Annotated in this window: 17 protein-coding genes; 10 read left to right on the top strand and 7 right to left on the bottom strand. The window is 64.7% G+C overall.

Translation table 11 applies throughout. The annotated features are described in order from the left end of the window. Window positions 1-4: 4 nt before the first annotated feature. The 5 genes from IAE40_RS12790 (at window position 5) to IAE40_RS12770 (ending at window position 4,670) form a co-directional block, all read left to right on the top strand. Entirely contained in the window at window positions 5-607 is a 603-nt protein-coding gene (locus IAE40_RS12790; protein WP_063545072.1) for a cupin domain-containing protein, read from the top strand. Window positions 608-691: 84 nt separating this feature from the next. Further along, window positions 692-1,999: a substrate-binding domain-containing protein gene (locus tag IAE40_RS12785; RefSeq protein WP_200603283.1), complete on the top strand. Its 1,308-nt coding sequence runs from the start codon at window positions 692-694 to the stop codon at window positions 1,997-1,999. 73 nt (window positions 2,000-2,072) lie between these two features. Further along, window positions 2,073-2,936, top strand: coding sequence for a LysR family transcriptional regulator (locus IAE40_RS12780; protein ID WP_153773784.1), 864 nt, complete (start codon window positions 2,073-2,075; stop codon window positions 2,934-2,936). A 117-nt stretch (window positions 2,937-3,053) separates the two neighbouring features. Beyond that, window positions 3,054-4,010 (top strand): AEC family transporter, encoded by a 957-nt coding sequence (locus IAE40_RS12775; RefSeq protein WP_200603282.1) that lies wholly within the window; start codon window positions 3,054-3,056, stop codon window positions 4,008-4,010. 48 nt (window positions 4,011-4,058) lie between these two features. Then, window positions 4,059-4,670, top strand: coding sequence for a cell wall hydrolase (locus IAE40_RS12770; RefSeq protein ID WP_153773786.1), 612 nt, complete (start codon window positions 4,059-4,061; stop codon window positions 4,668-4,670). Between the two features lie 15 nt (window positions 4,671-4,685). Here IAE40_RS12770 and IAE40_RS12765 read toward each other — a convergent pair whose 3' ends face one another. Next, window positions 4,686-6,854, bottom strand: a complete 2,169-nt coding sequence (locus tag IAE40_RS12765) for a TonB-dependent receptor (RefSeq protein WP_200603281.1) — start codon at window positions 6,852-6,854, stop codon at window positions 4,686-4,688. A gap of 256 nt (window positions 6,855-7,110) precedes the next feature. On the opposite strand from IAE40_RS12765, the gene IAE40_RS12760 reads away from it, so the two are divergent. The 3 genes from IAE40_RS12760 to IAE40_RS12750 all read left to right on the top strand — a co-directional run bounded on the left by IAE40_RS12760 (window position 7,111) and on the right by IAE40_RS12750 (window position 9,144). Beyond that, the gene (locus IAE40_RS12760) at window positions 7,111-7,971 is read left to right on the top strand and encodes a CAP domain-containing protein (RefSeq protein ID WP_054890805.1); all 861 of its coding nucleotides are present in this window, start codon (window positions 7,111-7,113) and stop codon (window positions 7,969-7,971) included. Window positions 7,972-8,080: 109 nt separating this feature from the next. Then, window positions 8,081-8,467, top strand: a complete 387-nt coding sequence (locus IAE40_RS12755) for a VOC family protein (protein ID WP_063545077.1) — start codon at window positions 8,081-8,083, stop codon at window positions 8,465-8,467. An 89-nt stretch (window positions 8,468-8,556) separates the two neighbouring features. After that, window positions 8,557-9,144, top strand: a complete 588-nt coding sequence (locus tag IAE40_RS12750) for a hypothetical protein (RefSeq protein WP_054890807.1) — start codon at window positions 8,557-8,559, stop codon at window positions 9,142-9,144. A gap of 70 nt (window positions 9,145-9,214) precedes the next feature. Here the strand turns inward: IAE40_RS12750 and IAE40_RS12745 are convergent, their stop codons facing one another. After that, window positions 9,215-10,129: a site-specific integrase gene (locus tag IAE40_RS12745; RefSeq protein WP_200603280.1), complete on the bottom strand. Its 915-nt coding sequence runs from the start codon at window positions 10,127-10,129 to the stop codon at window positions 9,215-9,217. A 167-nt stretch (window positions 10,130-10,296) separates the two neighbouring features. On the opposite strand from IAE40_RS12745, the gene IAE40_RS12740 reads away from it, so the two are divergent. Together IAE40_RS12740 and IAE40_RS12735 are read left to right on the top strand one after the other, a co-directional pair. Further along, complete coding sequence (locus IAE40_RS12740) at window positions 10,297-10,944, top strand: DUF1345 domain-containing protein (protein ID WP_153773789.1); 648 nt, start codon at window positions 10,297-10,299, stop codon at window positions 10,942-10,944. A gap of 233 nt (window positions 10,945-11,177) precedes the next feature. Further along, window positions 11,178-11,438, top strand: a complete 261-nt coding sequence (locus tag IAE40_RS12735; protein ID WP_054890810.1) for a DUF1652 domain-containing protein — start codon at window positions 11,178-11,180, stop codon at window positions 11,436-11,438. Here the strand turns inward: IAE40_RS12735 and IAE40_RS12730 are convergent. The 5 genes from IAE40_RS12730 to IAE40_RS12710 all read right to left on the bottom strand — a co-directional run bounded on the left by IAE40_RS12730 (window position 11,435) and on the right by IAE40_RS12710 (window position 22,646). Next, a complete protein-coding gene (locus IAE40_RS12730; RefSeq protein WP_200603279.1) occupies window positions 11,435-13,507 on the bottom strand; it encodes a putative bifunctional diguanylate cyclase/phosphodiesterase in 2,073 nt (690 codons plus the stop codon). The genes IAE40_RS12735 and IAE40_RS12730 overlap by 4 nt on opposite strands. A 175-nt stretch (window positions 13,508-13,682) precedes the next feature. Further along, window positions 13,683-15,176: an efflux transporter outer membrane subunit gene (locus tag IAE40_RS12725; RefSeq protein ID WP_197891101.1), complete on the bottom strand. Its 1,494-nt coding sequence runs from the start codon at window positions 15,174-15,176 to the stop codon at window positions 13,683-13,685. Further along, window positions 15,173-18,283 carry a multidrug efflux RND transporter permease subunit gene (locus IAE40_RS12720; protein ID WP_200603278.1) on the bottom strand — a complete coding sequence of 1,037 codons (3,111 nt, stop codon included), beginning with the start codon at window positions 18,281-18,283 and terminating at the stop codon, window positions 15,173-15,175. Before IAE40_RS12720 ends, IAE40_RS12725 begins: the two co-directional genes overlap by 4 nt. Further along, window positions 18,280-21,378 carry an MdtB/MuxB family multidrug efflux RND transporter permease subunit gene (locus IAE40_RS12715; protein ID WP_200603277.1) on the bottom strand — a complete coding sequence of 1,033 codons (3,099 nt, stop codon included), beginning with the start codon at window positions 21,376-21,378 and terminating at the stop codon, window positions 18,280-18,282. The genes IAE40_RS12720 and IAE40_RS12715 overlap by 4 nt, the downstream gene beginning before the upstream one ends. After that, the gene (locus IAE40_RS12710; RefSeq protein ID WP_153773793.1) at window positions 21,375-22,646 is read right to left on the bottom strand and encodes an MdtA/MuxA family multidrug efflux RND transporter periplasmic adaptor subunit; all 1,272 of its coding nucleotides are present in this window, start codon (window positions 22,644-22,646) and stop codon (window positions 21,375-21,377) included. Before IAE40_RS12710 ends, IAE40_RS12715 begins: the two co-directional genes overlap by 4 nt. Window positions 22,647-22,816: the final 170 nt, after the last annotated feature.

Here is a 22,816-nt window from a genome sequence, read left to right as displayed (position 1 = left end):
CTCGATGAGCCAGCGCCCCCTCGTCCCGCAACTCGCCGAAGGCGGCACTGCCGCCCCGCAGTTCCTCGGTTCCCGCATCCGCGGCCTGCGCAAGCGCCGCGGCATGACCCTGGCGGAGCTGGCCCGTCTGAGCGAGCTGACCGCCGGCTACATCAGCCAGCTGGAACGCAACCTTTCATACCCGTCGATCCCGGCGCTGTTCAACATCGCCCGCAGCCTGGGCGTGACCATCCAGTGGTTCTTCGCCAGCGAAGCCAGCACCGCGCCCGAGGACCAAGGCTTCGTGGTGCGCAGGCAAAGCCGCCTGAGCGTGCATTACGAAGATGGCGTGGTCGACCAGTTGCTCACCCCGCAACCCAACCGCCAGCTGGAGATGCTGCATTCGCGCTTCCCGCCGGGCGCCTACAGCCAGGAAAGCTACAGCCACGAAGGAGAAGAAGCCGGCTATGTGTTGTCAGGGCGTTTCGAGCTGTGGGTAGGCGAACGCCACTTCCTGCTCGAAGAAGGCGACAGCTTCAGTTTCCCTAGCCAGGAGCCACACCGCTATGGCAACCCTGGCGAGGTGGACACGGTGGTCATCTGGGTGATCACGCCACCAACCTTCTGAACGATCGCCTGCGCCTGATCGTCATTTTTCATTCACACCCCTGTCGTAATCTGCCGGACATACCTGTGCCTCAAGGATCCCGGCATGCCCCGCCCTCTCGCTGTTCTGCTCTGCCTGCTACCCCTGCTGGCTCAGGCGGAGCCCGCCACACTGCGTATCCAGGGCTCCAACACCATTGGCGCAGCACTGGGCCCTGCGCTGGTGCGCGGGCTGCTGCAAAGCCAAGGTGCACAAGACATCCGCAGCGAGCGTGGGAAACGGCCCAACGAGACTGACATCCGTGCCCGCGCCCCCCAGGGCCAGCCATTGCTGATCAATATCGCCGCGCATGGTTCCAGCACCGGCTTCAGTGCACTGGACAGCGGCGAAGCCGATCTTGCCGCCGCCTCGCGCCCTATCTCCGACCAGGAAGCCCAGCGACTGGAACGTCTGGGCGACCTGCGCAGCGCGCCCAGCGAGCAGGTGATCGGCCTGGACGGCGTTGCGGTCATGGTGCACCCCGACAACCGCCTGCAGCAGTTGAATACCGCACAATTGGCACAGGTCTTCTCTGGCCATATCCAACGCTGGGAGCAACTCGGCGTAGCGGGCGGTCCCATTCACCTGTACGCCCGTGACGACCGCTCCGGCACCTTCGAAACCTTTCGCGCCCTGGTTCTGCAACCGCAGGCACTGGGGCTCTCGCCACGGGCCGAACGCTTCGAGTCCGGCGACGCCTTGGCCGAACGGGTCAAGGCCGATCCCGCTGCCATCGGCTTCAGCAGCCTGACCACCGTGCATGGCGCCAAGCTGCTGGCCATCGCCGAAGGTGATGCTCCAGCCCTGTTGCCAACCCGTGCAGCCGTGGCCAGCGAAGACTATCCGCTGTCGCGGCGGCTGTTCTTCTATCTGCCGACTCACCCGAGCGCTCAGGCCAAGGCCTTGGCCGAATTCACCCAGAGCGCAGCCGGCCAGGCCATTGTCGCCGCCCAGGGTTTCGTCTCGCAGCAGGTCAAGGCAGTGCCGGTCGCGGTACAGGCCCAGATGCCCGCGCAATACCGTGCCCTGGCTGCAGAGGCCCAGCGCCTGAGCGTCAACTTCCGTTTCCAGGAAGGCAGCGCCAGCCTCGACAACAAGGCCCTGCGCGATGTACAGCGGGTCAGCGACTACCTGCGTCAGGTCGGCAAGCTGCATGACAAAACGGTACTGGTGGGGTTTGGCGACCCCAAGGAAACACCCGGCCGCGCCGCCCTGCTCTCGCGCCTGCGCGCCATGGCCGTGCGCCGCGAACTGGCGCGCAATGGCGTGGAGATCCGGGATGTCACCGGCATGGGTGATGAACTGCCGGTGGCCGACAACGACCTGGAACAGGGACGCCTGCGCAATCGCCGGGTCGAGGTCTGGGTCTACTGAACCGCCTGGCGCTTGCCCCCAGAGGCGCGATGCGCGTACCGTGCCGGGCATTCCCGTGCAGGAGAACCGTCGCGTGTCCCTCAAAGCCCTGCGTACCCTGGTCACCATCGCCCGCCACGGCACCTTCGCCCGCGCCGCCGACCTACTGAGCCTGACCCCTTCGGCGGTCAGCCTGCACATCAAGACGCTCGAGGACGAACTGCAAGTGCCGCTGTTCGACCGCAGCCGCCGCCAGGTGACACTCACCGAAGCCGGGCAATTGGCCGTGGCGCGGGCCGAAAGCATTCTCACTGCCTACGACGAGCTGGCCGACACCCTGGCCAGCGGCCCGAGCCTGCGTGGTCGGCTGCGTATCGGTGCGATCCATACCGTGCTCGCCCGACGCCTGCCAAAGGCGCTGGTGTGGATCAAGGCGCACCATCCGCAACTGCACATCAGCGTGGTCTCGGGCATGTCCGCCGAGCTGGCCCGGCGGATCGAAGACGGAGAACTGGACGCCGCCATCACCACCGAACCGGTCAGCCCCTACCCGCAGAGCCTGCAGTTCAGCCCGCTGTTCTCGGACCGTTTCTGGGCCGTGGCCAGCCCCGATCTGGCCGGGCAAAGCCTGGCGCAACTGCTCGCCAGCCAACCGTTCCTGCGCTTCGACAAACGCGCCTGGGCGGGCCGGCAGATCGAACAGGAACTGCGCCGCCAGCATTTGCAGGTCAGCGAGCAGATGGAGCTGGACAGCCAGGAAGCCCTGGCACGCATGGCGGCAATGGGCCTCGGGGTGGCGATCATCCCGATGAGCGACGATGACCTGCAACGGCTGCCGCCCGCCACCGTGCTGCCCTTTGGCGAGCCGCAACTGAGTCGCCACGTGGTGTTGCTGGAACATGAAAAGAGTCAGCGCCGACACCTGAGCGCGGTGCTCAAGACCGCCTTGGGCAGCTGATCACGCAGCCACCTGCAACCATGCAGTTTTCCTCAACAGTGAATGCAGAAAACAACGGTTTTTTCTGCTGACTCACCCCGCTAACCTGTGCCGGTACCCGACCACGGAACCGCGACCATGCTGCCCCTGCTCCTCACCACCCTGGTGCCCATCATCCTGCTGATCGCCCTCGGCACCCTGTTGCGGGTGCGCGGTTTTCTCGCGGAGGGTTTCTGGCCCGGCGCCGAGCGCCTGAGCTACTACGTGCTGCTGCCCTCGCTGTTCCTGCATGGCCTGGCCACCGCCAACCTGGAGGGTGTGCCGGTGTTCGGCATGGTCGGCGTGCTGATGCTCTCGACCTTAGCCGGCGCGCTCCTGCTGGTGCTCTACCAGGGCGCAGCAGGCCACGATGGCGCTGATTTCACCTCGGTGTTCCAGGGCGGCATACGCTTCAACAACTACATCGGCGCGACCCTGGCGGCAGGCATCTACGGCAGCGCCGGCATCGCCCTGGCGGCCGTGGCCAACGCGGCAATCGTGCCGCTGGTCAATCTGCTTTGCGTACTGGTGTTCGCCCGATTCAGCGCTCGCCACAGCTCGCCCCTCACCGTGCTGCGGGCGATTTTCGCCAACCCGTTGATCGTGGGCTGTGCGGCTGGCCTGCTGCTGCGGGTCACCGGCCTTGGCCTGCCGGCGGGCCTGGAACCCACGGTCAAGGCCCTTGGCCTGCCGGCGGGCCTGGAACCCACGGTCAAGGCCCTTGGCCAGGCCGCCCTGCCCCTTGGGTTGCTGTGCGTCGGAGCGGCATTGGGCGGCGCGCGAATGGGCCAGCAGGTCAAGCCCCTGGTGGCCGCCTCGGCGTTCAAGTTCCTGGTCATGCCACTGACCACCTTCGGCCTGTGTCGCCTGCTCGGTCTCAGCGGCCAGGCCGCCGTGGTGGCCGTGCTGTTCCAGGCACTGCCTACCGCTTCGTCGTCCTACGTCATGGCCCGGCAGATGGGGGGCAACGCGCCGCTGATGGCGACCATCATCGCGTTGCAGACCGTCGCTGCAGCGGCCACCCTGCCATTGATGCTCAGCCTCACGCTAAGTTGAAGCCGCTTGGCTAGAATGGAGTCAGCTCACTGACGCGGAAGCCCGATCATGCGCCACTCGTGGATGGTCATCAGCCTGTTCCTGGCTCTGCCCGCAGGCCCGTTGCATGCCGCCGACAGCGCCAAGGCTGCAGTCGCCGAAGACAAGGCCCAGGCGCTCGAACAGAAAGTGGTAAACGACGCCCCGCCACCCAAGGCGCCGGAGAAGATCACCCCCACCGAGGTGCAGGCCGTGGACCCGGCCGGGCAGGCGCCGCTGGACGACAGCATCACCTGCCTTGCCCGCACCCTCTACTGGGAAGCCAAAGGCGCCGACGAGACAGACATGAAGGCGGTCGCCAGCGTCGTGCTCAACCGCCTGGGCAAGGACGGCTTCCCCGACACCATCTGCGGGGTGGTCAAGCAAGGCGTCGAGAGCAAGAGCTGCCAGTTCTCCTGGTGGTGCGACGGGCGCCCTGACCAGGTCGAGGAAAAGGAGCGCTACGGGGTCGCCAAGGAAATCGCGCGCAAGGCGTTGAACCAGCAGTTGCGAGACAGCACCGCCGGAGCGCTGTACTTCCATGATCGCACTGTGCGGCCAGACTGGGCCAAGGCCTATCGGCGCACAGCGCAGACCACGCACTTCATCTTCTACAAGCCCAACCAGGCACTGGCCCGATAGCGCGGCGGCGGGCCATCAGAAATCGATGGTCCCGGAGAACTTGACCAGCCGCGGGTCGCCCTGGGTCAGGTAACCGCCGTTGGCCGAGGCCCAGTAGTTCTTGTCGGTCAGGTTTTCGACGTTCGCACGCAGGGTGATGTCCTTGTCCTGCACCTTGAAGCGATAGCGTGCGCCGACGTCGAAACGGTTCCAGGTCGGCAGGCTCAGGGTGTTGGCCGGGTTGGCGTACTGCCCGCCGGTGCGCAGCATGCGTGCATTGAGCGCCACGCCGTCGAGCCCTGGCACGTCCCAGTCGACGCTGGCATTGAGCTGGAAGGTCGGGACACCCACCGCGTGATTGCCATCGTTGGTGCCGTTCTGGGTGTTCTTCAGTTCCGTGTCCATGCGCGTACCACCGGCCATCAGGCGCAGACCCGGCACCGGCTCGCCAAACACGCTGAGTTCGACGCCCTTGTTGACCTGCTCGCCGTCCTGCACATAAAGATTGCCCTGCACGTAGCCATCGGTGGGTCGCTCGATACGGAACACCGCCAGGTTGGCACCGTAGGTCTGGCGGTCGAACTTGATGCCCGCCTCGATCTGCTTGGTCTTGGCCGGCGGGAACACCTCACCGAGGTTGACCACCTGCCCCGACGCCGTGGCGCCCTGGGCCAGGCCCTGGATGCTGTTGGCGTACAACGAGACCGACGGGTTGAGCTTGTAGACGATGCCATACACCGGCGTGGTGACCGCTTCGTCGTAGAACGCAGTGCGTCCGGCGTCCACGCCCGTGCCGCGGTAGGCATAGCCTTCGACGCGCAGTTGCTGGCGACGCACGCCTGCGGTGAGCAGCAGCGTGTCGTCGAACAGCCCCACGGTATCGGACAACGCCAGGCTGCGGTTGCGGGTCTTCCCGGTCACGCCTGGGTCATCGAGCATGCCGCCGACCAGCGTAGGCGTGGTCGGCTTGGGCAGTGGGCTGGTGTTGAAGATATTGGTGTTCTGCGAGCTGTAGAACACATAGGCGTTTTCCTGCTGGGTCCAGATGCTCGCCGCACCGAGATTCAGCTGGTGGCTCACCGGGCCGGTCTGGAAGCGGCCGTTGATACCGGCCATCAGGCTGGTGTTGTCTTCGTTGTGCGGGATCTGCGAACCGCCGATGGTCGCGGCGCCCGTGGCAGCGTTGGTGAGGACCGGCGTGCCGTAGAAGCCGTTCTCACGGGTGTGCTTGACGCCACCGCTGATGTACCCGCTCCAGTTCTCGTTGAAATCGTAGTCGCCGCGCAGCATGCCGAAGGTGTCTTCGGTTTCGGTCCACGACCAGTCCTGGCCGTAGTTGTGATCGGCGCTCGGCGCGCGCGGGATGCTGGTCACCGCCGAACCCAGGCGCACCGAGTTGCGCAGATGGTTGACGCGCTGCTTCTGGTAACCGATGTCGGCCGACAGGCGCAGTTGGTCGCCACGGTAGTCCAGCCCGGCGACGAACAGCTTGCTGCGTTGATCCTGGTCGTCCACGGCGGTGTCGCCTTCACGCTGGGACAGGTTCAGGCGCGCACCGAAACGGTTGTCCTCACCGAAACGCTGACCGATGTCCAGGTGCTCACCCACCCGGCCATCGCTGCTGATGTCCTGGGTGTAGCGCCGGATCGGCGTGTCGCCGGCGCGCTTGGGTTGCAGGTTGACGTTGCCGCCAAGGCCGGTGCCGGTAGGGCTGGCACCGTTGAGGAACGCGTTGGGGCCCTTGAACAGCTCGACCCGCTCTACCGCGTCGGTGGAGATCATCTGCCTCGGCAGCACGCCATACAAGCCATTGAACGACACATCGTCGCCGCTCAACGGCAGGCCGCGGATCACGAAGACCTGGGACTGGTTGCCAAAGCCGAACGACTGGCGCACCGATGGGTCATTGAGCAGCACATCGCCGATATCCTCGGCCTGCTGATCCTCGATCAACTGCGAGGTGTAGCTGGTCATGGTGAACGGCACGTCCATCATGTCCTGGTTGCCCAGCACGCCCATCTGCCCACCACGGGCCACCTGCCCACCTGCGAAGGCCTCCGGCAACTGGGTGCGAGGCGCCTTGACGGCATCGGCGTTGATGGCGGTGGCGTCGAGCTCCAGCGGCGCGTCAGCAGCATGGGCGGCAACGCCAAGGGAACAGCAGAGGGCGAGCAGGGTCGGACGAAAAGGACAGGAACGTGCCATGAAAGGCTCCCGATGAGGTGAATGGAGCGCCTTCCTGGCATGCATGATTGCGAGTGAGTCGTGTTTATAATGGATATTGCGAATTATTTCCAACCAATCGCACTTTTTCGCCCTTCGCCGGTCTACTGCCTCTTTTGCCGCAACAATCGGTTGCCGGTGGTTTACTGCAACTCACAAGACGAGACCAACAGCCTACGGCTTGTGTAGGATGGGCAGCGCCAACACGAGGTCGCTGCCAGTCATAGGGAGATTCTTGATGCGCGTCCTGTCATCTGTTGCCTGCCTTGGCGCCCTGTCACTCGGCCTGGTCATTTCCACCAGTGCCCAGGCGATCAGCGGCGACGAAGCGCAACTGATCGAGTCGATCAATGCCTACCGCAGCCAGGCCCAGCGCTGCGGCGCCGCAGGCTCGCTGGAGCTGCCGCCGCTCAACAGCGACACCCGCCTGGCGCTGTCGCCGGAAGGCACCCGCGACCTGCAGCAGGCCATGACCCGTGCCGCCTACCCCATGGTCAATGTCCAGGCCATCAGCCTGTCCGGGCCACGGGATGCCAAGGCGGCGATGCACGCCATCGAAGAAAGCTTCTGCCAGGTGGTGCTCGACCCGCAGTTCGTGGATATCGGTGTCAGCCAGGAAGGCCGCGACTGGCGCATCGTACTGGCGCGCCCGCTGCTCAGCGGGCGTCTGGGTGACTGGCAGGCAGAGGGTCAGAAACTGCTGCAGGAGGTCAATGCCGCGCGCAAGATCCCGCGCCAATGCGGCGGGCAGCCCTTCGCCGCAGCACCGGCCCTGAGCTGGAATGCCACGCTGGCCGGTGCCGCCGCCAACCACACGCGGGCGATGGCCAACCAGAACTTCTTCGATCATATCGACCGAGAGGGTCGCACGCCGGGTGACCGGGCCGAGCTTGCCGGGTATCTCTACCAGCAGATCGGCGAAAACATCGCTGCCGGCCGCGACACGCCACGCAAGGTGGTCGATGGCTGGCTGGCCAGCCCTGGCCACTGCGCAACGCTGATGAACCCCGATTACCGCGAACTGGGCGCCGCCTATGCCGTGGACCCCAAGAGCGATGCGGGGATCTACTGGACAGCAATGTTCGGGTCGCCGCAGTGAGGCGGATGCATGGGGTGCGCAGCGGCCTCGGCGCCTGACGCCATCAGACTGGTCAAATGCCGTACAGCGTCTTTACTTCAAGGTACGTCCCTCAGGAACGGTGCAGCCTATGAAGATCGTAGTCACCAGCATCCTCGTCGACGACCAGGCCAAGGCCCTGGCTTTCTATCATCACGTTCTGGGCTTCCAGCCCAAAGAAGACATCGCCATGGGCCGGTACCGCTGGCTCACCCTCACCTCCCCCAACGACCCCAATGGTGTCGAGCTGCTGCTCGAGCCCGACGCCCATCCGGCCGCCAAAACCTACAAGGCCGCACTCAAGGCCGACGGCATCCCGGCCACCTCCTTCGCAGTGCGTGACATCCAGGCCGAATACACGCGCCTGCACGCGGGCGGCGTCCTGTTCACCCAGCCGCCTACACCAATGGGGCCCGTCACCGTGGCGGTGTTCGACGATACCTGCGGCAACCTGATCCAGATCGCCCAACGCCATTGATCACAGCGCAATGCGGTAGAGGCGACAGCCCCCACGGCATCCGCTACATTCTGTTTACCCGCCAGCGCACATAGAACAAGGAAAAGCCGATGCGCTACGAATTCAGCGAAGTCCTGAACGACCTGGTCGACTATTTCCTCGTCGGCGACATCCAGCGCCTGGCGCGCTTCAAGGATGAAAACGCGCTACCCGACGACCTTGCCCGCGAATTCACCAGCACCGACAGCGGAGACCGTGCCGTGCTCGAAGGTGTAGTACTGCCTCTGGCGGGCATCGATAACCTGCCCTACCGCATCATCTTCAGCCTCGACGAACGAACCCCGGCCTTGCTTGAAGCCGGCAATCGCGTGGCACACCGCCGCGCAGGCTACGTGCTGCACGTGGAGAACCGTGCGCTGATGCTGTTCACCTGGCGCATGCTGCAGCACTTCACCAACAAGACCCTTGGCGACTTCATGGCCCGCTATCAGGTACCAGGCCGGCCGATGATCGAACTCGACAACGGCTGGTACCAGGTCGAGGTCCTTGCCGGCGCAGTTGTGCGTGACGGGTTGTACGAGCCGGCGTTCGAATTCCTGCTCAGCCGCACACACTGCCAGCGGCCCGCCCCCGAGATCGACACCGGGTATCGCTTTTCGCTGGGTGGCGACGAAGTGCCCTCCGTCATCCCGCACTGACCTTTGCCCCCTCGGGGAGCTCCTGCTGGCACTGGTACTCACAGACGCGGGCCGGGGCGAAACGCTGACCTCAATAGTCGAACCGGTCCACCGCCCGCCGCCGCTCGTTGTCGTCACGCCGGTCATAACCTGCCGTGGTCTGGATATTCACGTGGTGGGCAAGTTTCTGGGCAATCGACAGATCGTGCTCTTCGATCACCCGGGTAATGAACGCCCGGCGAAAATCGTGGGGCATGATCCTCGCCCCTACCTGCGCGCCGCGCTGGCGGGCAATGTAGTAGATCGCATGCTTGGTGATGCGCGCACGGGTGATATGGCTGCCCCGGCGGATCCGGTTGAAGAGGAAGGGATCGTCCCCCGTGCCCTCCGGCAGTTGCGCGCGGCGCAGGTCGAGCCAGGCCTGCAGCTTGTCGAAGGCCCAGGCCGGGGCGTACTTGACCAGTTGCCGATTGCCCTTGCCCAGCACCTGCAGGCTGCGCTCGTGGAAATCGACATCGCACAAGTCGATGTCCACCGACTCGGACTTGCGCATGCCGGTACCGTACAGCAAGGCGATGATCGCCGCATCGCGCACACCTTGCGGCCGCGGATCGGCAGCGCACACCTCCATCAGCTCACGGATCAGGCTGCGGCGCAGGTTGCGCCCCGGCGGCAGGCGCGTGCCACTCGCAGGCTTGACCTCGCGAATCCTGAGCAGATGCTCGTGGTCGATCAGGCCCTGGCGCCAGGCCTCGTTCATCACCCCGCGCACCGCATTGACGTACAGCGAGGAGGTGTTGGGTGCAAGACCATCGGCACGCAAGGCCGCCACCAGGGCAATGACGTGGCCAGGTTCGATCAGGTGCCAGGGCACCGCGGCGATGTCACAGTCGGCGAACCCCAGCCGGTCGGCGGCATCCTGGAGGATGTAGCGCATGGTCAACTGGCTGGAGGGCGCCAGGCGTGCCAGGTACTGCAGCAAGGGATTGTGCAGGGAATCGGTCAAAACGTGGATCCTGTTGCGTGAAGCGAATCATCACCTTGATACGCAAGGCTTTTATTGATGGCGAACGCGGATGCTACCTGATGATCGAGTTCGGATCGAACACGTGGCGATACAACATCACCTGGTGCAGGCTAAAGTGGAAGGCAACTCACCACCGCCGAGCGCCCATGGCTTTCTACCGCCTGACCCACACCCACCCACGCCTGTCCCTTGCCACGCTCGTCGGCCTGCTCGGCGGCTGGCTGATCCCCGCAGACGACTGGACCCAACGTTTTCTCGCCGGCTGGAACCTCGGCGTCTGGCTGTACCTGGCGCTGGTGCTGTGGCTGACCTGGCGCGCCACATCGCAGACCGTGCGCAAGGTGGCCAACATCGAGGACGAGAACGCAGGCCTGGTGCTGTTTACCGTGTGCATCGCTGCCATTGCCAGCCTGGTCGCCGTGACCCTGCAACTGGCCTCCAGCCGCGGCCTGCACGGTAGCGCGCAGGCCCTGCACTACCTGTATACCGGCCTGACCGTGGCCGGATCCTGGTTGTTGATCGGTTGTATCTTCAGCCTGCACTATGCGCGGCTGTTCTACACCGACAGCCGCAAGGAACCCCCTCTGCGCTTCGCCGATGGCGAGCGCAACCCCGACTATTGGGACTTCCACTATTTCGCGTTCACCCTCAGTGTCGCGGTCCAGACCTCCGACATCGGCGTGGCCAGCCGCGGCATGCGCCGGGTGGTACTGGCCCACTCCCTGGTCGGATTCGTGTTCAACACCGCGATCCTGGGCTTCACCATCAATATCGCTGCCGGGCTGCTCAGTTGACCGCTGGTCTGAAAGCGCAGGTCGCTCAAGCTCCCAGCCGTTCCTCGCCAAGCCACGAGGTAAACGTTTGCACGCATGACCGCCGCGGATTTGCCAGAGCCGCATGGATGTGACCTGGGTCAAGCATTCGCCAATTTGTCATCTTCGCTGCGCGACACTGGCGCCGTAGCTGCTATGTTTAAGTTTCGCCGTACAACGACCAGGCGCCCGAATACCCGGAAATGGAGGCTGGCATGAACAAGATGACGTTCCCCAACGCCTGCCAGGTAATGCGCTGGCATTTCCACCCCTTGGGCTTCGAGGCCAGCATGGATGCGCCCCGCAGCATGGTCGCGCGGTTGTTCGACCGGGCCACCGGCGAAACCGTACTGGCCATCGCTGGTATTCCCTGCGCCGCGATCATGGCCGCGGCAGATGTGGAGCGCATCATCGAGGCAGTCGAAGCCGAGATGGACGCCTTCATGCCTTTCCCTACCCTGCGCGACGCCGGTTAACCTTCCTCGCCCTGCTTCAGCCCTTGCATGAACTGCTCGGCCGGTACCGGCTGCCCCAGCAAGTAACCCTGCAACGAGTCGCAGCCCAAGCGGGTCAGGAAGTCCTGCTGACGGTCGGTTTCAACGCCCTCGGCCACGATCCGCAAGCCCAACGCCTGTCCCAGTGCAACGATCGCCGAGACGATCGCGGCATCGTCGCTGTCATGCTCCAGGTCGCGGACAAAACCGCGGTCGATCTTCAGTTCGTTCGCCGGCAGACGCTTGAGGTACATCAAGCTGGAATAGCCCGTGCCGAAGTCGTCGATGGACAAATCGACGCCCATGTCGGACAGGCGCTGCAACACCGTCAGGCTGGCGTCGGCATCGCGCATGGCGGTGGTCTCGGTGATCTCCAGGGTCAGGCGGTTGGCCGGCAGGCCGTTATCGGCCAGGGCCCGGGCGACACTGTCGACCAATCCTGAATGGCAGAACTGGATCGCCGACAGGTTCACCGCGATGCGCCAATGTTCATGGCCCTGATCCAGCCACAGGCGCATCTGCCGACAGGCCTCGCCCAGCACCCATTCGCCGATGGGGATGATCAAACCGGTCTTCTCCGCCAGGCCGATGAAACGGTCCGGCAGCAACATCCCTTGCTGGGGGTGCTCCCAACGCAACAAGGCCTCGGCGCCGATCGGCGTGCATCGGTGCGCGTCGAACTTGGGTTGGTAATACAGGCGGAACTGGCCATGCTCGAGCGCCGCGCGCAGGTCCTGCAGCAATTGCAGTTGCTGACGGGCATTGCTGTTCATCGAGGTGTCGAAAAAACTGTAGCCGTTCTTCCCGGCACTCTTGGCGTGATACATGGCTGCATCGGCGTTGCGCAACAGTTCGTGCTGGTCCTGGCCATTACCCGGATAGAGCACGATACCCACGCTTGCCGACAGTTGCAGGTCGTGGTCTGCCACGCGGAAAGGCCTGGCCACCAGATTGACCTGCTTGTCCGCCACGCCCACGGCATCGTCGGTCTCCTGCAACTCGACCAGCAGGACAAACTCGTCACCGCCAATCCGCGCCAGGGTGTCCTGGCTATGCAGATGCCCGCGCAACCGCGCAGCCACGGCCTTGAGCAACTGATCGCCAACATGATGGCCAAAGGCATCGTTGACCGGCTTGAACCCGTCCAGATCGATGAACATCAGCGCAAAGCAACCGCCTTGCTCTGCCACCTTGGCCATGGCCTGCTCGATACGGTCGGCCAGCAAGGTGCGGTTCGGCAGCCCGGTCAGGGTGTCGTGCAGGGCCAGTTGCGTCAGCTCCTGGTTGGCCTGGGTCAATGAGCGCGCAAGTTCCGCGGTGCGGGATTCGAGGCGCGCGTCCAGCACCGACGTCAGCAAGGCCACCGCCAGCACCGCCAGGGTGGTGATCAATACTGCATAGTCCAGCCAGTCACCAGACAACCCGCCGACCAGCGCACCGCAGTAGCTGCCCACGGGGAAGTTGGCCGCCGCCATGCCGGTGTAGTGCATGCCGACGATGGCAACCCCCATCAGCACCGCTGCAGCACCGCGGATCTGCCGAACGTACGGCGTCTGCCTGCGCAGGCGGAAGGCAATCCACAGGGCTGCCGCCGAGGCGCCCACGGCGATGGCCAGCGAAGCACCGAACAGCGTCGGGTCGTAGTCGATACCGGGCAGCATCTGCAAGGCAGCCATGCCGGTGTAGTGCATGCAGGCGATCCCGGTACCCATGAACAGCGCACCCAAGCCCACCTGCGGGCAACTCAATCGCGGCTGGCTGACCAACCACAAGGCAAAGCCTGCAGACAACACGGCGATCAGCAGTGACAGCGCGGTCAAGCCCAGGTCGTAGCCCAGCTCGATGGGCAACTCGAAGGCCAGCATGCCGATGAAGTGCATCGACCAGATGCCGATTCCCATCGCCAGCGCCCCGCCGCCCATCCACAGATACACCGCGCGCCCCTTGGCGGTGGCGATGCGGCCTGCGAGGTCGAGTGCGGTGTAGGACGCCAGGATGGCCACGCACAGCGAGATCAACACCAGCGAAGAGGAGTAGCTACCTGTCAGCATTTCAAGTTCCGGCAGAGGGCGAGGAAGGGCCCGGAAAAGGCGGAGGATTTTACGCGAACAGGGAGCAAAGGCACGGGATTTTGCGGGAACTACAGGGTGGAAGATCCAGCGGTCGGTTACGCACGGTGCCGACGCTATCGCGGGCTTGCCCCGCGATCACGCCGACACTGCAACCTTACTGTTTGTCAGCCTCTGCGAACGCCGGCCCCGCTTCCCAGCCGCCGCCCAATGCCGCGATCAACTGCACGCTGGCCACCAGGCGCCCCTGCAGCAGATTCAGCACACTGCGCTCGTTACTCAGCGCCGTGGTCTGCACGTTCACCACGTCCAGGTAGCCGATCAGCCCGGCGCGGTACTGGTTCTCGGTCAGGCGCAACGACTCGCGGGCAGCATCCAGCGCCTCCTGTCGGACCACGGCTTCGTCGGCATACACCTTCAGTTGCACCATGTAGTTCTCGACCTCCTTGAAGCCATCGAGCACGGTTTGGCGATACTGCGCCACGGTCTGGTCGTAGACCGCCACGGTGCGGTCCACCTCGGCGCTGCGCTTGCCGGCATCGAACAGGGTCAGCGCCAGTTGTGGCCCGACCGACCAGTAGCGGTTCGGCAGCTCGATCCAGTTGTTGAAGCTGCTGCTCGAATAGCCGCCGTTCATGCTCAACGACAGGTCGGGGAAATAGGCTGCGCGCGACACACCAATGTTCGAGTTGGCCGCCATCACCTTGCGCTCCGCCGAGGCGATGTCCGGGCGACGCTCCAGCAACTGCGACGGCACGCTTACCGGGATTGGCGGCAGCGCCGGAATATCATTGCTGGCAGCCAGCGAGAACTCGGCAGGCGCCTTGCCCATGAGTACGGCGATGGCGTTTTCATACTGAGCACGCTGCCAGGCCAGGTCGATCAGGTCGGCCTGGGTGCTCTTGAGCTGGGTACGCGCCTGAGCGACGGCATCGGGACCGGCGACGCCTGCACGGTACTGGTTCTGGTTCATTCGCAACGAGCGCTCGTAGGCGGCCACGGTGGCTTCGAGCAAGCGCTTCTGCTCGTCGATGACGCGCAGTTGCAGGTAGTTCTGCACCAGCTCCGACTGTTGGCTCAGACGGATCGCCGCCATGTCGGCCAGGCTGGCCTCGGCGCTGGATTCATTGGCGTTCATGGTCTCGCGCAACTTGCCCCAGAGGTCGATCTCCCAGCTCACACCCAACTGCGCGTTGTAGGTGTCGCGAATGCCGCTGCTGTTGTTCGACAGGCTGGAGCTGGAGCTGCCGGTGCCCTGGGCTGAACGGTTCTTGCTGGTGGTGAGGTTCAGCGACGGGAACAGCGAGGCGCGGCTGCTGCGTACCAGGGCCTGGGCCTGACGGTACTGCGCTTCGTACTGGGCAACCGTCTGGTTGCTGCGGTTGAGCTCCTCGACCAAAGCGTTCAAGCCCTTGTCGCCGTACAGCTCCCACCAGGCACCGCGGGCGATGGCATCCGACGGATTGGCCTGGGTCCAGCCCTCGGCCTGCTTGAACTGCGCCGGGCTGCTGACCTCCGGGCGATGATAATCCGGGCTCAGGGTACAGGCGCTGAGCATCGCCACGCACAGGCCGGCACCGAGCAGGCGCGAGCCACGGCCACGGGTCAGCAGTTGCAGGGCACGGTGCAGCGGGGTCTGGGCAAAGTTCATAGCGGGGTTTCCAGGGCGGCGTCGGTGCGCACGCCGCGCCAACGGTTGAAACGGTGGCGCGCGCGGTCCAGGTACAGGTAGACCACCGGCGTGGTATAGAGGGTGAGGATCTGGCTGAAGACCAGGCCACCGATGATGGTCAGGCCCAGCGGCTGACGCATTTCCGCGCCTTCGGCCTGGCTGAGCAGCAGCGGCAGCGCACCGAGGATGGCAGCGATGGTGGTCATCAGGATCGGCCGCAGGCGCAGCAGGCAGGCGCGGCGGATCGACTCTTCCGGCGACAGGCCTTCGTTGCGTTCCAGTTGCAGGGCCAGGTCGATCATCAGGATGGCGTTCTTCTTCACCACCCCGATCAGCAGGAACAGGCCCAGCAACGAAATCAGGCTGAACTCCCCGCCGGTCAGGTACAGCGTGAGCAGCGCACCGACGCCGGCCGAAGGCAGGGTCGAGAGAATCGTCAGCGGGTGGATGTAGCTTTCGTAGAGAATGCCCAGCACCAGATACACCAGCACCAGGGCACCGAGAATCATGAACGGCTGGCCTTCGGCGTTCTTGGTGAAGGCATCGGCGTCGCCGCCGAGCTTGGCGATCACCGACTCCGGCAGGCCCAGCTTGGCCACCTCGCGTTCCAGCGCGGCCAAGGCCTGGTCGACGCTGTAGCCCTCGGCGACATCGAAGGAAATATCCTCGGACGCGAACTGCCCTTCGTGGCTGACACGGTCGTTGGCCAGGCTGTTCTCGTAGCGGGCGATGGTCGACAGCGGCACGCGCGCGCCATCGGTGGTAATCACCTGAACCTGCTCGAGCGTACTAGGGTCCCAGGCGTACTTGGGGTTGATCTCCATCACCACCTGGTACTGGTTGAGGCTGTCGTAGATGGTCGAGATCTGCCGCTGACTGTAGGCGTTGTTCAGTACTGCGGTGACCATGTCCATGTCGATGCCCAGGCGCTTGGCCTGGTCGCGATCGACCACCAGCGTCACCTGCTGGGTGCCAGCACCGTCACGGGCATCGATGGCGGTCAGCTCGGGCAGCTTGCGCAAGGCCGCAGCCACTTTCGGGAACCACTCGCGCAAGGCCGCCAGATCGCCGCTCTGCAGGGTGTAGAGGTATTGCGAGGTGCTCTGGTCACGGCCACCGCCACCGAGCTGCAGGTCCTGGTCGGCCATCAGGTAAAGGCGCCCGCCCGGCACCTTGGGCAGCTCCTTGCGCAGCCGCTCGATGACCTTCTGGGCGTTTTCCTTGCGCTCGCCAATAGGCTTGAGGCGCACCAGCACGAAGGCATTGTTGGTGCCGCTGTTGCCACCGATGAAGCCGGCAACGCTCTGTACCGCAGGGTCCTTGAGCAGCGCACGGCGGTAGGTTTCCATTTTCGGCTGCATCACGGTGAACGACAGGCCGTCATCACCGCGCACGAAGCCTTGCAGCTGGCCGGTGTCCTGCTGTGGCATCAGGGTCTTGGGCACGATCACGTACAGGGCAATGTTGAGCACGATGGTCGCCAGCAGGCTGATCAGCGTCAGGCGCCGGTGGCGCAAGGCCCAGCCCAGACTCTTGTCGTACCCCTCGACCATGCGCTGGTGCACCCGGTCGCTCCACCGCTGCAGGCGCGTCTGGCCCTGTGGCGCATGGGGCTTGAGCCAGCGCGAGCAGAGCATCGGCGTGAGGGTCAGGGACACCAGCAGCGACACCAGGATCGCCGCCGCCAGGGTGATCGAGAACTCCTGGAACAACCCGCGCACGATGCCACCCATGAACAGGATGGAAACGAACACGGCCACCAGCGAGACGTTCATCGACAGCAGGGTGAAACCCACTTCCTTGGCGCCCAGGAACGCCGCGCGCATGGGCTTGGCGCCGTTCTCGATATGCCGGGAGATGTTCTCGAGCACCACGATGGCATCGTCCACCACCAGGCCCGTGGCCAGGATCAGCGCCATCAGCGACAGGTTGTTCAGCGAGAAGCCGCACAGGTACATCACCGCAAAGGTGCCAACCAGCGACACCGGCACAGCGAGGCTCGGGATCAGCGAGGCGCGCAGGTTGCCGAGGAACAGGTAGACCACCAGGATTACCAGCACCACGGCGATCAGCAGGGTGTGCTCGGCTTCCTTGAGCGTGGCCTTGATCACTGGCGAGCGATCCATGGCGATGTTGAGCTTGACGCTGGCCGGCAGCAGCGATTGCAGGGCCGGAAGCTGGTCCTTGATCTGTTGCACGGTCTGGATGATGTTGGCGTTGGTCTGGCGGTTGACCACCAGCAGCACCGCCGCATCGTCGTTGAAGAAGCCGCTGTTGTAGCGGTTCTCGACGCCGTCGCTGACCTTGGCCACATCGGCCAGGCGCAGGATCGCACCGTTCTGCTGGCGGATCACCAGCGGCTTGTAGTCATCGGCCTTTTCCAGCTGGTCGTTGGCGCGTACCTGCCAGTTGCGTTCGGCGTCCTCGACGAAGCCCATGGGCCGACGCTGGTTGGCGTTGGCCACTGCGGTGCGTACATCGTCCAGGGCCAGGCCGTACTGGTTGAGCAGTTGCGGCTCGAGTTCGATGCGCACGGCCGGCAGCGAACTGCCGCCGATCTGCACCTCCCCTACCCCGGCGACCTGCGACAGGCTCTGCGAGAGGATGGTGTCGGCCAGGTCGTACAGCTGCCCTTTGGACAATACGTCCGAGGTCAGCGACAACACCATGATCGGCGCCTGCGACGGGTTGACCTTCTTGTAGGTCGGCATGCTGCGCATACCACTGGGCAACAGGTTGCGGGTAGCGTTGATCGCAGCCTGCACCTCGCGCGCGGCACCGTCGATGTCGCGCCCCAGGTCGAAGCCGATGATCACCCGCGTCGAGCCCTGGCTGGAGCTACTGGTCAGGGTGCTGACCCCAGCGATGCTGCCCAGCTTGCGCTCCAGCGGCGTTGCCACGGTCGAGGCCATCACCTCGGGGCTCGCACCCGGCAGGCTGGCCTGCACCACGATCACCGGGAAGTCCATCTGTGGCAGCGGCGACACCGGCAGCAACCCGAAGCTGACACCGCCCAGCAGCATGATCGCCAGGCTCAGCAGCATGGTCGCTACTGGTCTGCGAATGAACGGACCGGAAAGGTTCATGCCTCGGCCTGCACGGTGTCGTCAGCCGGGCGCCAGCGGCGTGCCAGGCGGTCGAAGTACAGGTAGATGACTGGCGTGGTGAACAGTGTCAGCACCTGGCTGACCAGCAGCCCGCCCACCATCACCAGGCCCAGCGGCTGGCGCAGTTCGGCGCCGGAGCCCGTGGCGAGCATCAGCGGCAAGGCACCGAACAGCGCCGCCAGGGTGGTCATCAGGATCGGCCGGAAACGCAGCAGCGCCGCCTGGTAGATCGCCTCATGCGGGGTCATGCCCTGGTGACGCTCGGCCTCGAGGGCGAAGTCGATCATCATGATCGCGTTCTTCTTGACGATACCGATCAGCAGGATGATACCGATGATGGCGATCATCCCCAGATCGTTGCCGCTGAGCAGCAACGCCAGCAAGGCGCCCACTGCGGCTGACGGCAGGGTCGACAGGATGGTCACCGGGTGGATGTAGCTCTCGTAGAGCACGCCGAGCACGATGTACATGGTCACCACGGCGGCGAGGATCAGCAGCAAGGTGCTCGACAGCGAGGCCTGGAAGGCTTCGGCGGCGCCCTGGAAGCGGGTCTGCACGCCCAGCGGCATGCCAATGTCCTGCTGCACCTGCTCGATCACCTGCACCGCTTCGCCCAACGACACGCCCTGGCCGAGGTTGAAGGACATCATCACGGCGGGGAACTGGCCGATGTGCGAAATGGCCAACTGTGCCTGGCGCTGTTCGATGCGAGCCAGCGCCGAGAGGCGAACCTGGCCGCCATCGGTGGCCTTGACGTGGATGGACTCCAGCGCCTGCGGACCAATGCTGGCCGCCGCCTGCGACTGCAGCACCACACGGTACTGGCTGGCCTGGGTGTAGATGGTCGAGATCTGCCGCTGGCCGAAAGCGTCGTACAGGGCGTTGGTGATCTGCGCGACGGTAATGCCCAGGCGGCTGGCCATGTCGCGGTCGATCACCAGGTACACCTGCAGGCCTTTGTCCTGCAGGTCGCTGGCAACGTCGGTGAGCTCGGGGCGCTGTTGCAGGGCATGGACCAGCTTGCCGCTCCACTCGGCGAGCATGTCCGGGTCAGGCGAGGACAGGCTGAACTGGTACTGGGTGCGACTGACCCGGTCCTCGATGCTCAGGTCCTGTACCGGCTGCATGAACAGGCGAATACCCACCAGCCGGTCGAGCTGCGGCTGCAGGCGGTTGATCACCTGGCTGGCCGTGACATCACGTTCGGCATGGGGCTTGAGGTTGATCAGCAAACGTCCACTGTTGAGCGTGGCGTTGTCACCGTCCACCCCAATGTACGAAGACAGGCTCTGTACCGCCGGGTCCTGCAGGATCACCTTGCTCAGCGCCTGCTGGCGCTCGCTCATGGCGCTGAACGAAATGGACTGCGGGGCTTCGGAAATGCCCTGGATCACCCCGGTGTCCTGCACCGGGAAGAAGCCCTTGGGCACGATGATGTAGAGGAACACCGTCAGCGCCAGCGAGGCCACCGCCACCAGCAGGGTCAGCGGCTGGTGCTTGAGCACCCAGGTCAGGGCGTGGCTGTAGCGTTCGATCAGCCAGTCGATCCAGGCACCGCTGGCGCGGTAGAAGCGGCTCTGCTCTTCTTCCTTGGGTTCACGCTTGAGCAAACGCGCGCACATCATCGGCGTGAGGGTGAGCGACACCACCAGCGAAATCAGGATAGCCACCGCCAGGGTGATGGCGAACTCGCGGAACAGCCGACCGACCACATCGGCCATGAACAGCAGCGGGATCAGCACCGCGATCAGCGAGAAGGTCAGCGAAATCAGGGTGAAGCCGATCTGCCGGGCGCCTTTGAGTGCTGCCTGCATCGGCGTTTCGCCTTCTTCGATGTGCCGGGAAATGTTCTCCAGCATGACGATGGCGTCGTCCACCACGAAACCCGTGGCGATGGTCAGGGCCATCAAGGTCAGGTTGTTGATCGAAAAGCCGGCCAGGTACATCACACCAAAGGTGCCGATCAGCGACAGCGGTACGGCGATCGACGGAATGATGGTGGCGCTGACCCGACGCAGGAAGACGAAGGTCACCATCACCACCAGCGCGATGGCGAACAGCAGCTCGTGCTGCACATCGCGCACCGCAGCGCGGATGGTCTGGGTACGGTCGGTGAGCACGCTGACGTCGAGGCCGGCCGGCAGGTTATCGGTGATCGACGGCAGCATCTGCTTGATGCGGTCGACCACTTCGATGACGTTGGCGCCGGGCTGGCGCTGGATGTTCAGCAGCACCGCGTGGTTTTCGTTGGCCCAGGCGGCCAGGCGCTCGTTCTCGGCACCGTCGACGATCTCGGCGACGTCCTTCAGGCGCAGCGGTGCGCCGTTGTTGTACTTGAGGATCAGGTTGGCGTATTCGTCGGGCGAACGCAGCTGGTCGTTGGCATCGAGCATCGACACCCGGGTCGGGCCATCGAAGTTGCCCTTGGGCTGGTTGACGTTGGAGGCGCCGATCAAGGTGCGCACATCGTCCAGGTTCAGGCCATTGGCGGCCAAGGCATCGACGTTGACCTTGATCCGCACCGCCTGGCGCTGGCCGCCGGCGATGCTGACCATGCCGACACCGCTGATCTGGGCGATCTTCTGCGCCACACGGGTGTCGACCAGGTCATTGAGCTTTGGCAGTGGCAGGGTGCCGGAGCTGATGGCCAGGGTCAGCACCGGGGTATCGGCGGGGTTGACCTTGTTGTACACCGGCGGCGCCGGCAGGTCGCTGGGCAGCAGGTTGCTGGCGGCGTTGATCGCAGCCTGGACCTGCTGCTCGGCAACGTCCATGTTCATGTCCAGGTTGAAGCGCAGGGTCAGCACCGAAGCACCGCCCGAACTGGTCGAGGCCATCTGGCTGAGGCCCGGCATCTGGCCGAACTGGCGCTCCAGCGGCGCAGTGACCGCGCTGGTCATCACCTGGGGGCTGGCGCCCGGGTAGAGGGTCATGACACGGATGGTCGGGTAATCGACCTGGGGCAAAGCCGCCACCGGCAGCATCTTGTAGGCGATCAGGCCGGCCAGGACGATGGCCAGCATGCTCAGCGTGGTGGCGACCGGGCGCAGGATGAACAGCCGCGAGATGTTCATGCGCCCGCCTTGCTCGACTCACCGGTCTGGGCCGAACCTTTGGCTTCCTGGCCTTGCAGGTGCTGGCCAGGGGTGGTCGGGACTTGCGAGCTGTCTTCGACCACCTCGACCTGGGTGCCCTCGCGCAGGCGGTCGGTGCCTTCGAGCACCAGACGCTCGCCAGCCTTCAGGCCCTCCAGGATCACACTGTTCTCGCCGTCGCTGGCGCCGACCTTGAGCTTGCGCACATTGACCTTGTTCTCGGCGTTGACCACATAGGCGAAGGTGCCGTCGTTGCCGAACTGGATCGCCGCCGCCGGGGCCAGCACCACCTGCTTGAGGGTATCGGCCAGCAGGCGTACGTTGACGAACTGGTTGGGGAACAGGGCGAGGTCCTTGTTCTCGAAGAAACCCTTGAACTTCAGGGTGCCGGTGGTGGTGTCGATCTGGTTGTCGAGGCTGCCGAGCACGCCGGTGGCCTGCAGCTTGCTGTCGCCACGGTCCCAGGCTTCGACCGGCAGGCGCGCGCCGCTGCGGTAGCGCTCGAGCACCGTGGACAACTCGGTTTCCGGGAGGGTGAAGGCGACGTTGATCGGCTCGGTCTGGGTGATCACCACCAGCGCCGTGGTGTCGTTGGCTGCCACCAGGTTACCCAGGTCGAGCTGGCGCAGCCCCAGGCGACCGCTGATCGGTGCACGGATCTGGGTGAATTCGAGGTTCAGGCGCGCGTCATTGACTGCCGCCTGGTTGGTCTTGACCAGCCCCTGGAACTGCCCCACCTGGGCCTCGGCGGTGTCCAGGGTCTGCTTGGCGATGCTGTCTTCGGCATACAGGCCTTTATAGCGGGCCAGGTCGACCTGAGCGTTCTTCAACTGCGCCTGGTTCTGCGCCAGGGTGCCCTCCGCCTGCTGCAGGGCGATACGGTACGAGCGCGGGTCGATTTCCGCCAGCAGGTCGCCAGCCTTGACCTGCTGCCCTTCCTTGAAGTGGATCTTGACCAGCTCACCCGCCACCCGGCTGCGAACATTGACCGTGTTGGTCGCCGTCACCGTACCCAGCGCCTTGTAGTAGAGCGGGAAGTCGCCGACCCGCACCGGCTCGACGCGCACCGGCACCGGGTCGCTGGAGGCACCAAAGCCTGGGCGCCCGCCTTTGCCCATGCGCACGCCCTGCTCCTTGTGGGTCGGGGCAGCGGCAGGCCACAGCCACCAGGCCAGCAAGGCCACCAGCAGCAGGATCAGCAGGCCGAACAGCCAGCGACGGGGAGAACGGGAGGCAGAAGCTTGCATGGGTTGAACGAACCTTGTTCAGAGAGTGGCGACTGGGGAGGTTGAACGATAAGCACTGGCATCGTTTTAGCAAAGGGCCTTTACCAGGCATTTACCATTGGCTGACGTTGCTAAAACGATGAACTTTAAATGAAAACGGCCCGGAATGGCTTCCGGGCCGGCGTAACAGT

Origin of the sequence: Pseudomonas sp. S44 (assembly GCF_016624805.1) — a bacterium.
Taxonomy (GTDB): Bacteria; Pseudomonadota; Gammaproteobacteria; order Pseudomonadales; family Pseudomonadaceae; genus Aquipseudomonas; species Aquipseudomonas machongensis.
The sequence above is the reverse complement of the archived record's forward strand: the minus strand, read 5'-3'. Positions and strand labels throughout refer to the sequence as shown.

What these genes read in the sequence shown, in the direction of transcription:
- IAE40_RS12790 (WP_063545072.1), top strand. Translation starts at nt 5, where the DNA reads ATGAGCCAGCGCCCCCTCGTCCCGCAACTCGCCGAAGGCGGCACTGCC.
- IAE40_RS12785 (WP_200603283.1), top strand. Translation starts at nt 692, where the DNA reads ATGCCCCGCCCTCTCGCTGTTCTGCTCTGCCTGCTACCCCTGCTGGCT.
- IAE40_RS12775 (WP_200603282.1), top strand. Translation starts at nt 3,054, where the DNA reads ATGCTGCCCCTGCTCCTCACCACCCTGGTGCCCATCATCCTGCTGATC.
- IAE40_RS12770 (WP_153773786.1), top strand. Translation starts at nt 4,059, where the DNA reads ATGCGCCACTCGTGGATGGTCATCAGCCTGTTCCTGGCTCTGCCCGCA.
- IAE40_RS12765 (WP_200603281.1), bottom strand. Translation starts at nt 6,854, where the DNA reads ATGGCACGTTCCTGTCCTTTTCGTCCGACCCTGCTCGCCCTCTGCTGT.
- IAE40_RS12760 (WP_054890805.1), top strand. Translation starts at nt 7,111, where the DNA reads ATGCGCGTCCTGTCATCTGTTGCCTGCCTTGGCGCCCTGTCACTCGGC.
- IAE40_RS12755 (WP_063545077.1), top strand. Translation starts at nt 8,081, where the DNA reads ATGAAGATCGTAGTCACCAGCATCCTCGTCGACGACCAGGCCAAGGCC.
- IAE40_RS12750 (WP_054890807.1), top strand. Translation starts at nt 8,557, where the DNA reads ATGCGCTACGAATTCAGCGAAGTCCTGAACGACCTGGTCGACTATTTC.
- IAE40_RS12740 (WP_153773789.1), top strand. Translation starts at nt 10,297, where the DNA reads ATGGCTTTCTACCGCCTGACCCACACCCACCCACGCCTGTCCCTTGCC.
- IAE40_RS12735 (WP_054890810.1), top strand. Translation starts at nt 11,178, where the DNA reads ATGAACAAGATGACGTTCCCCAACGCCTGCCAGGTAATGCGCTGGCAT.
- IAE40_RS12730 (WP_200603279.1), bottom strand. Translation starts at nt 13,507, where the DNA reads ATGCTGACAGGTAGCTACTCCTCTTCGCTGGTGTTGATCTCGCTGTGC.
- IAE40_RS12725 (WP_197891101.1), bottom strand. Translation starts at nt 15,176, where the DNA reads ATGAACTTTGCCCAGACCCCGCTGCACCGTGCCCTGCAACTGCTGACC.
- IAE40_RS12720 (WP_200603278.1), bottom strand. Translation starts at nt 18,283, where the DNA reads ATGAACCTTTCCGGTCCGTTCATTCGCAGACCAGTAGCGACCATGCTG.
- IAE40_RS12715 (WP_200603277.1), bottom strand. Translation starts at nt 21,378, where the DNA reads ATGAACATCTCGCGGCTGTTCATCCTGCGCCCGGTCGCCACCACGCTG.
- IAE40_RS12710 (WP_153773793.1), bottom strand. Translation starts at nt 22,646, where the DNA reads ATGCAAGCTTCTGCCTCCCGTTCTCCCCGTCGCTGGCTGTTCGGCCTG.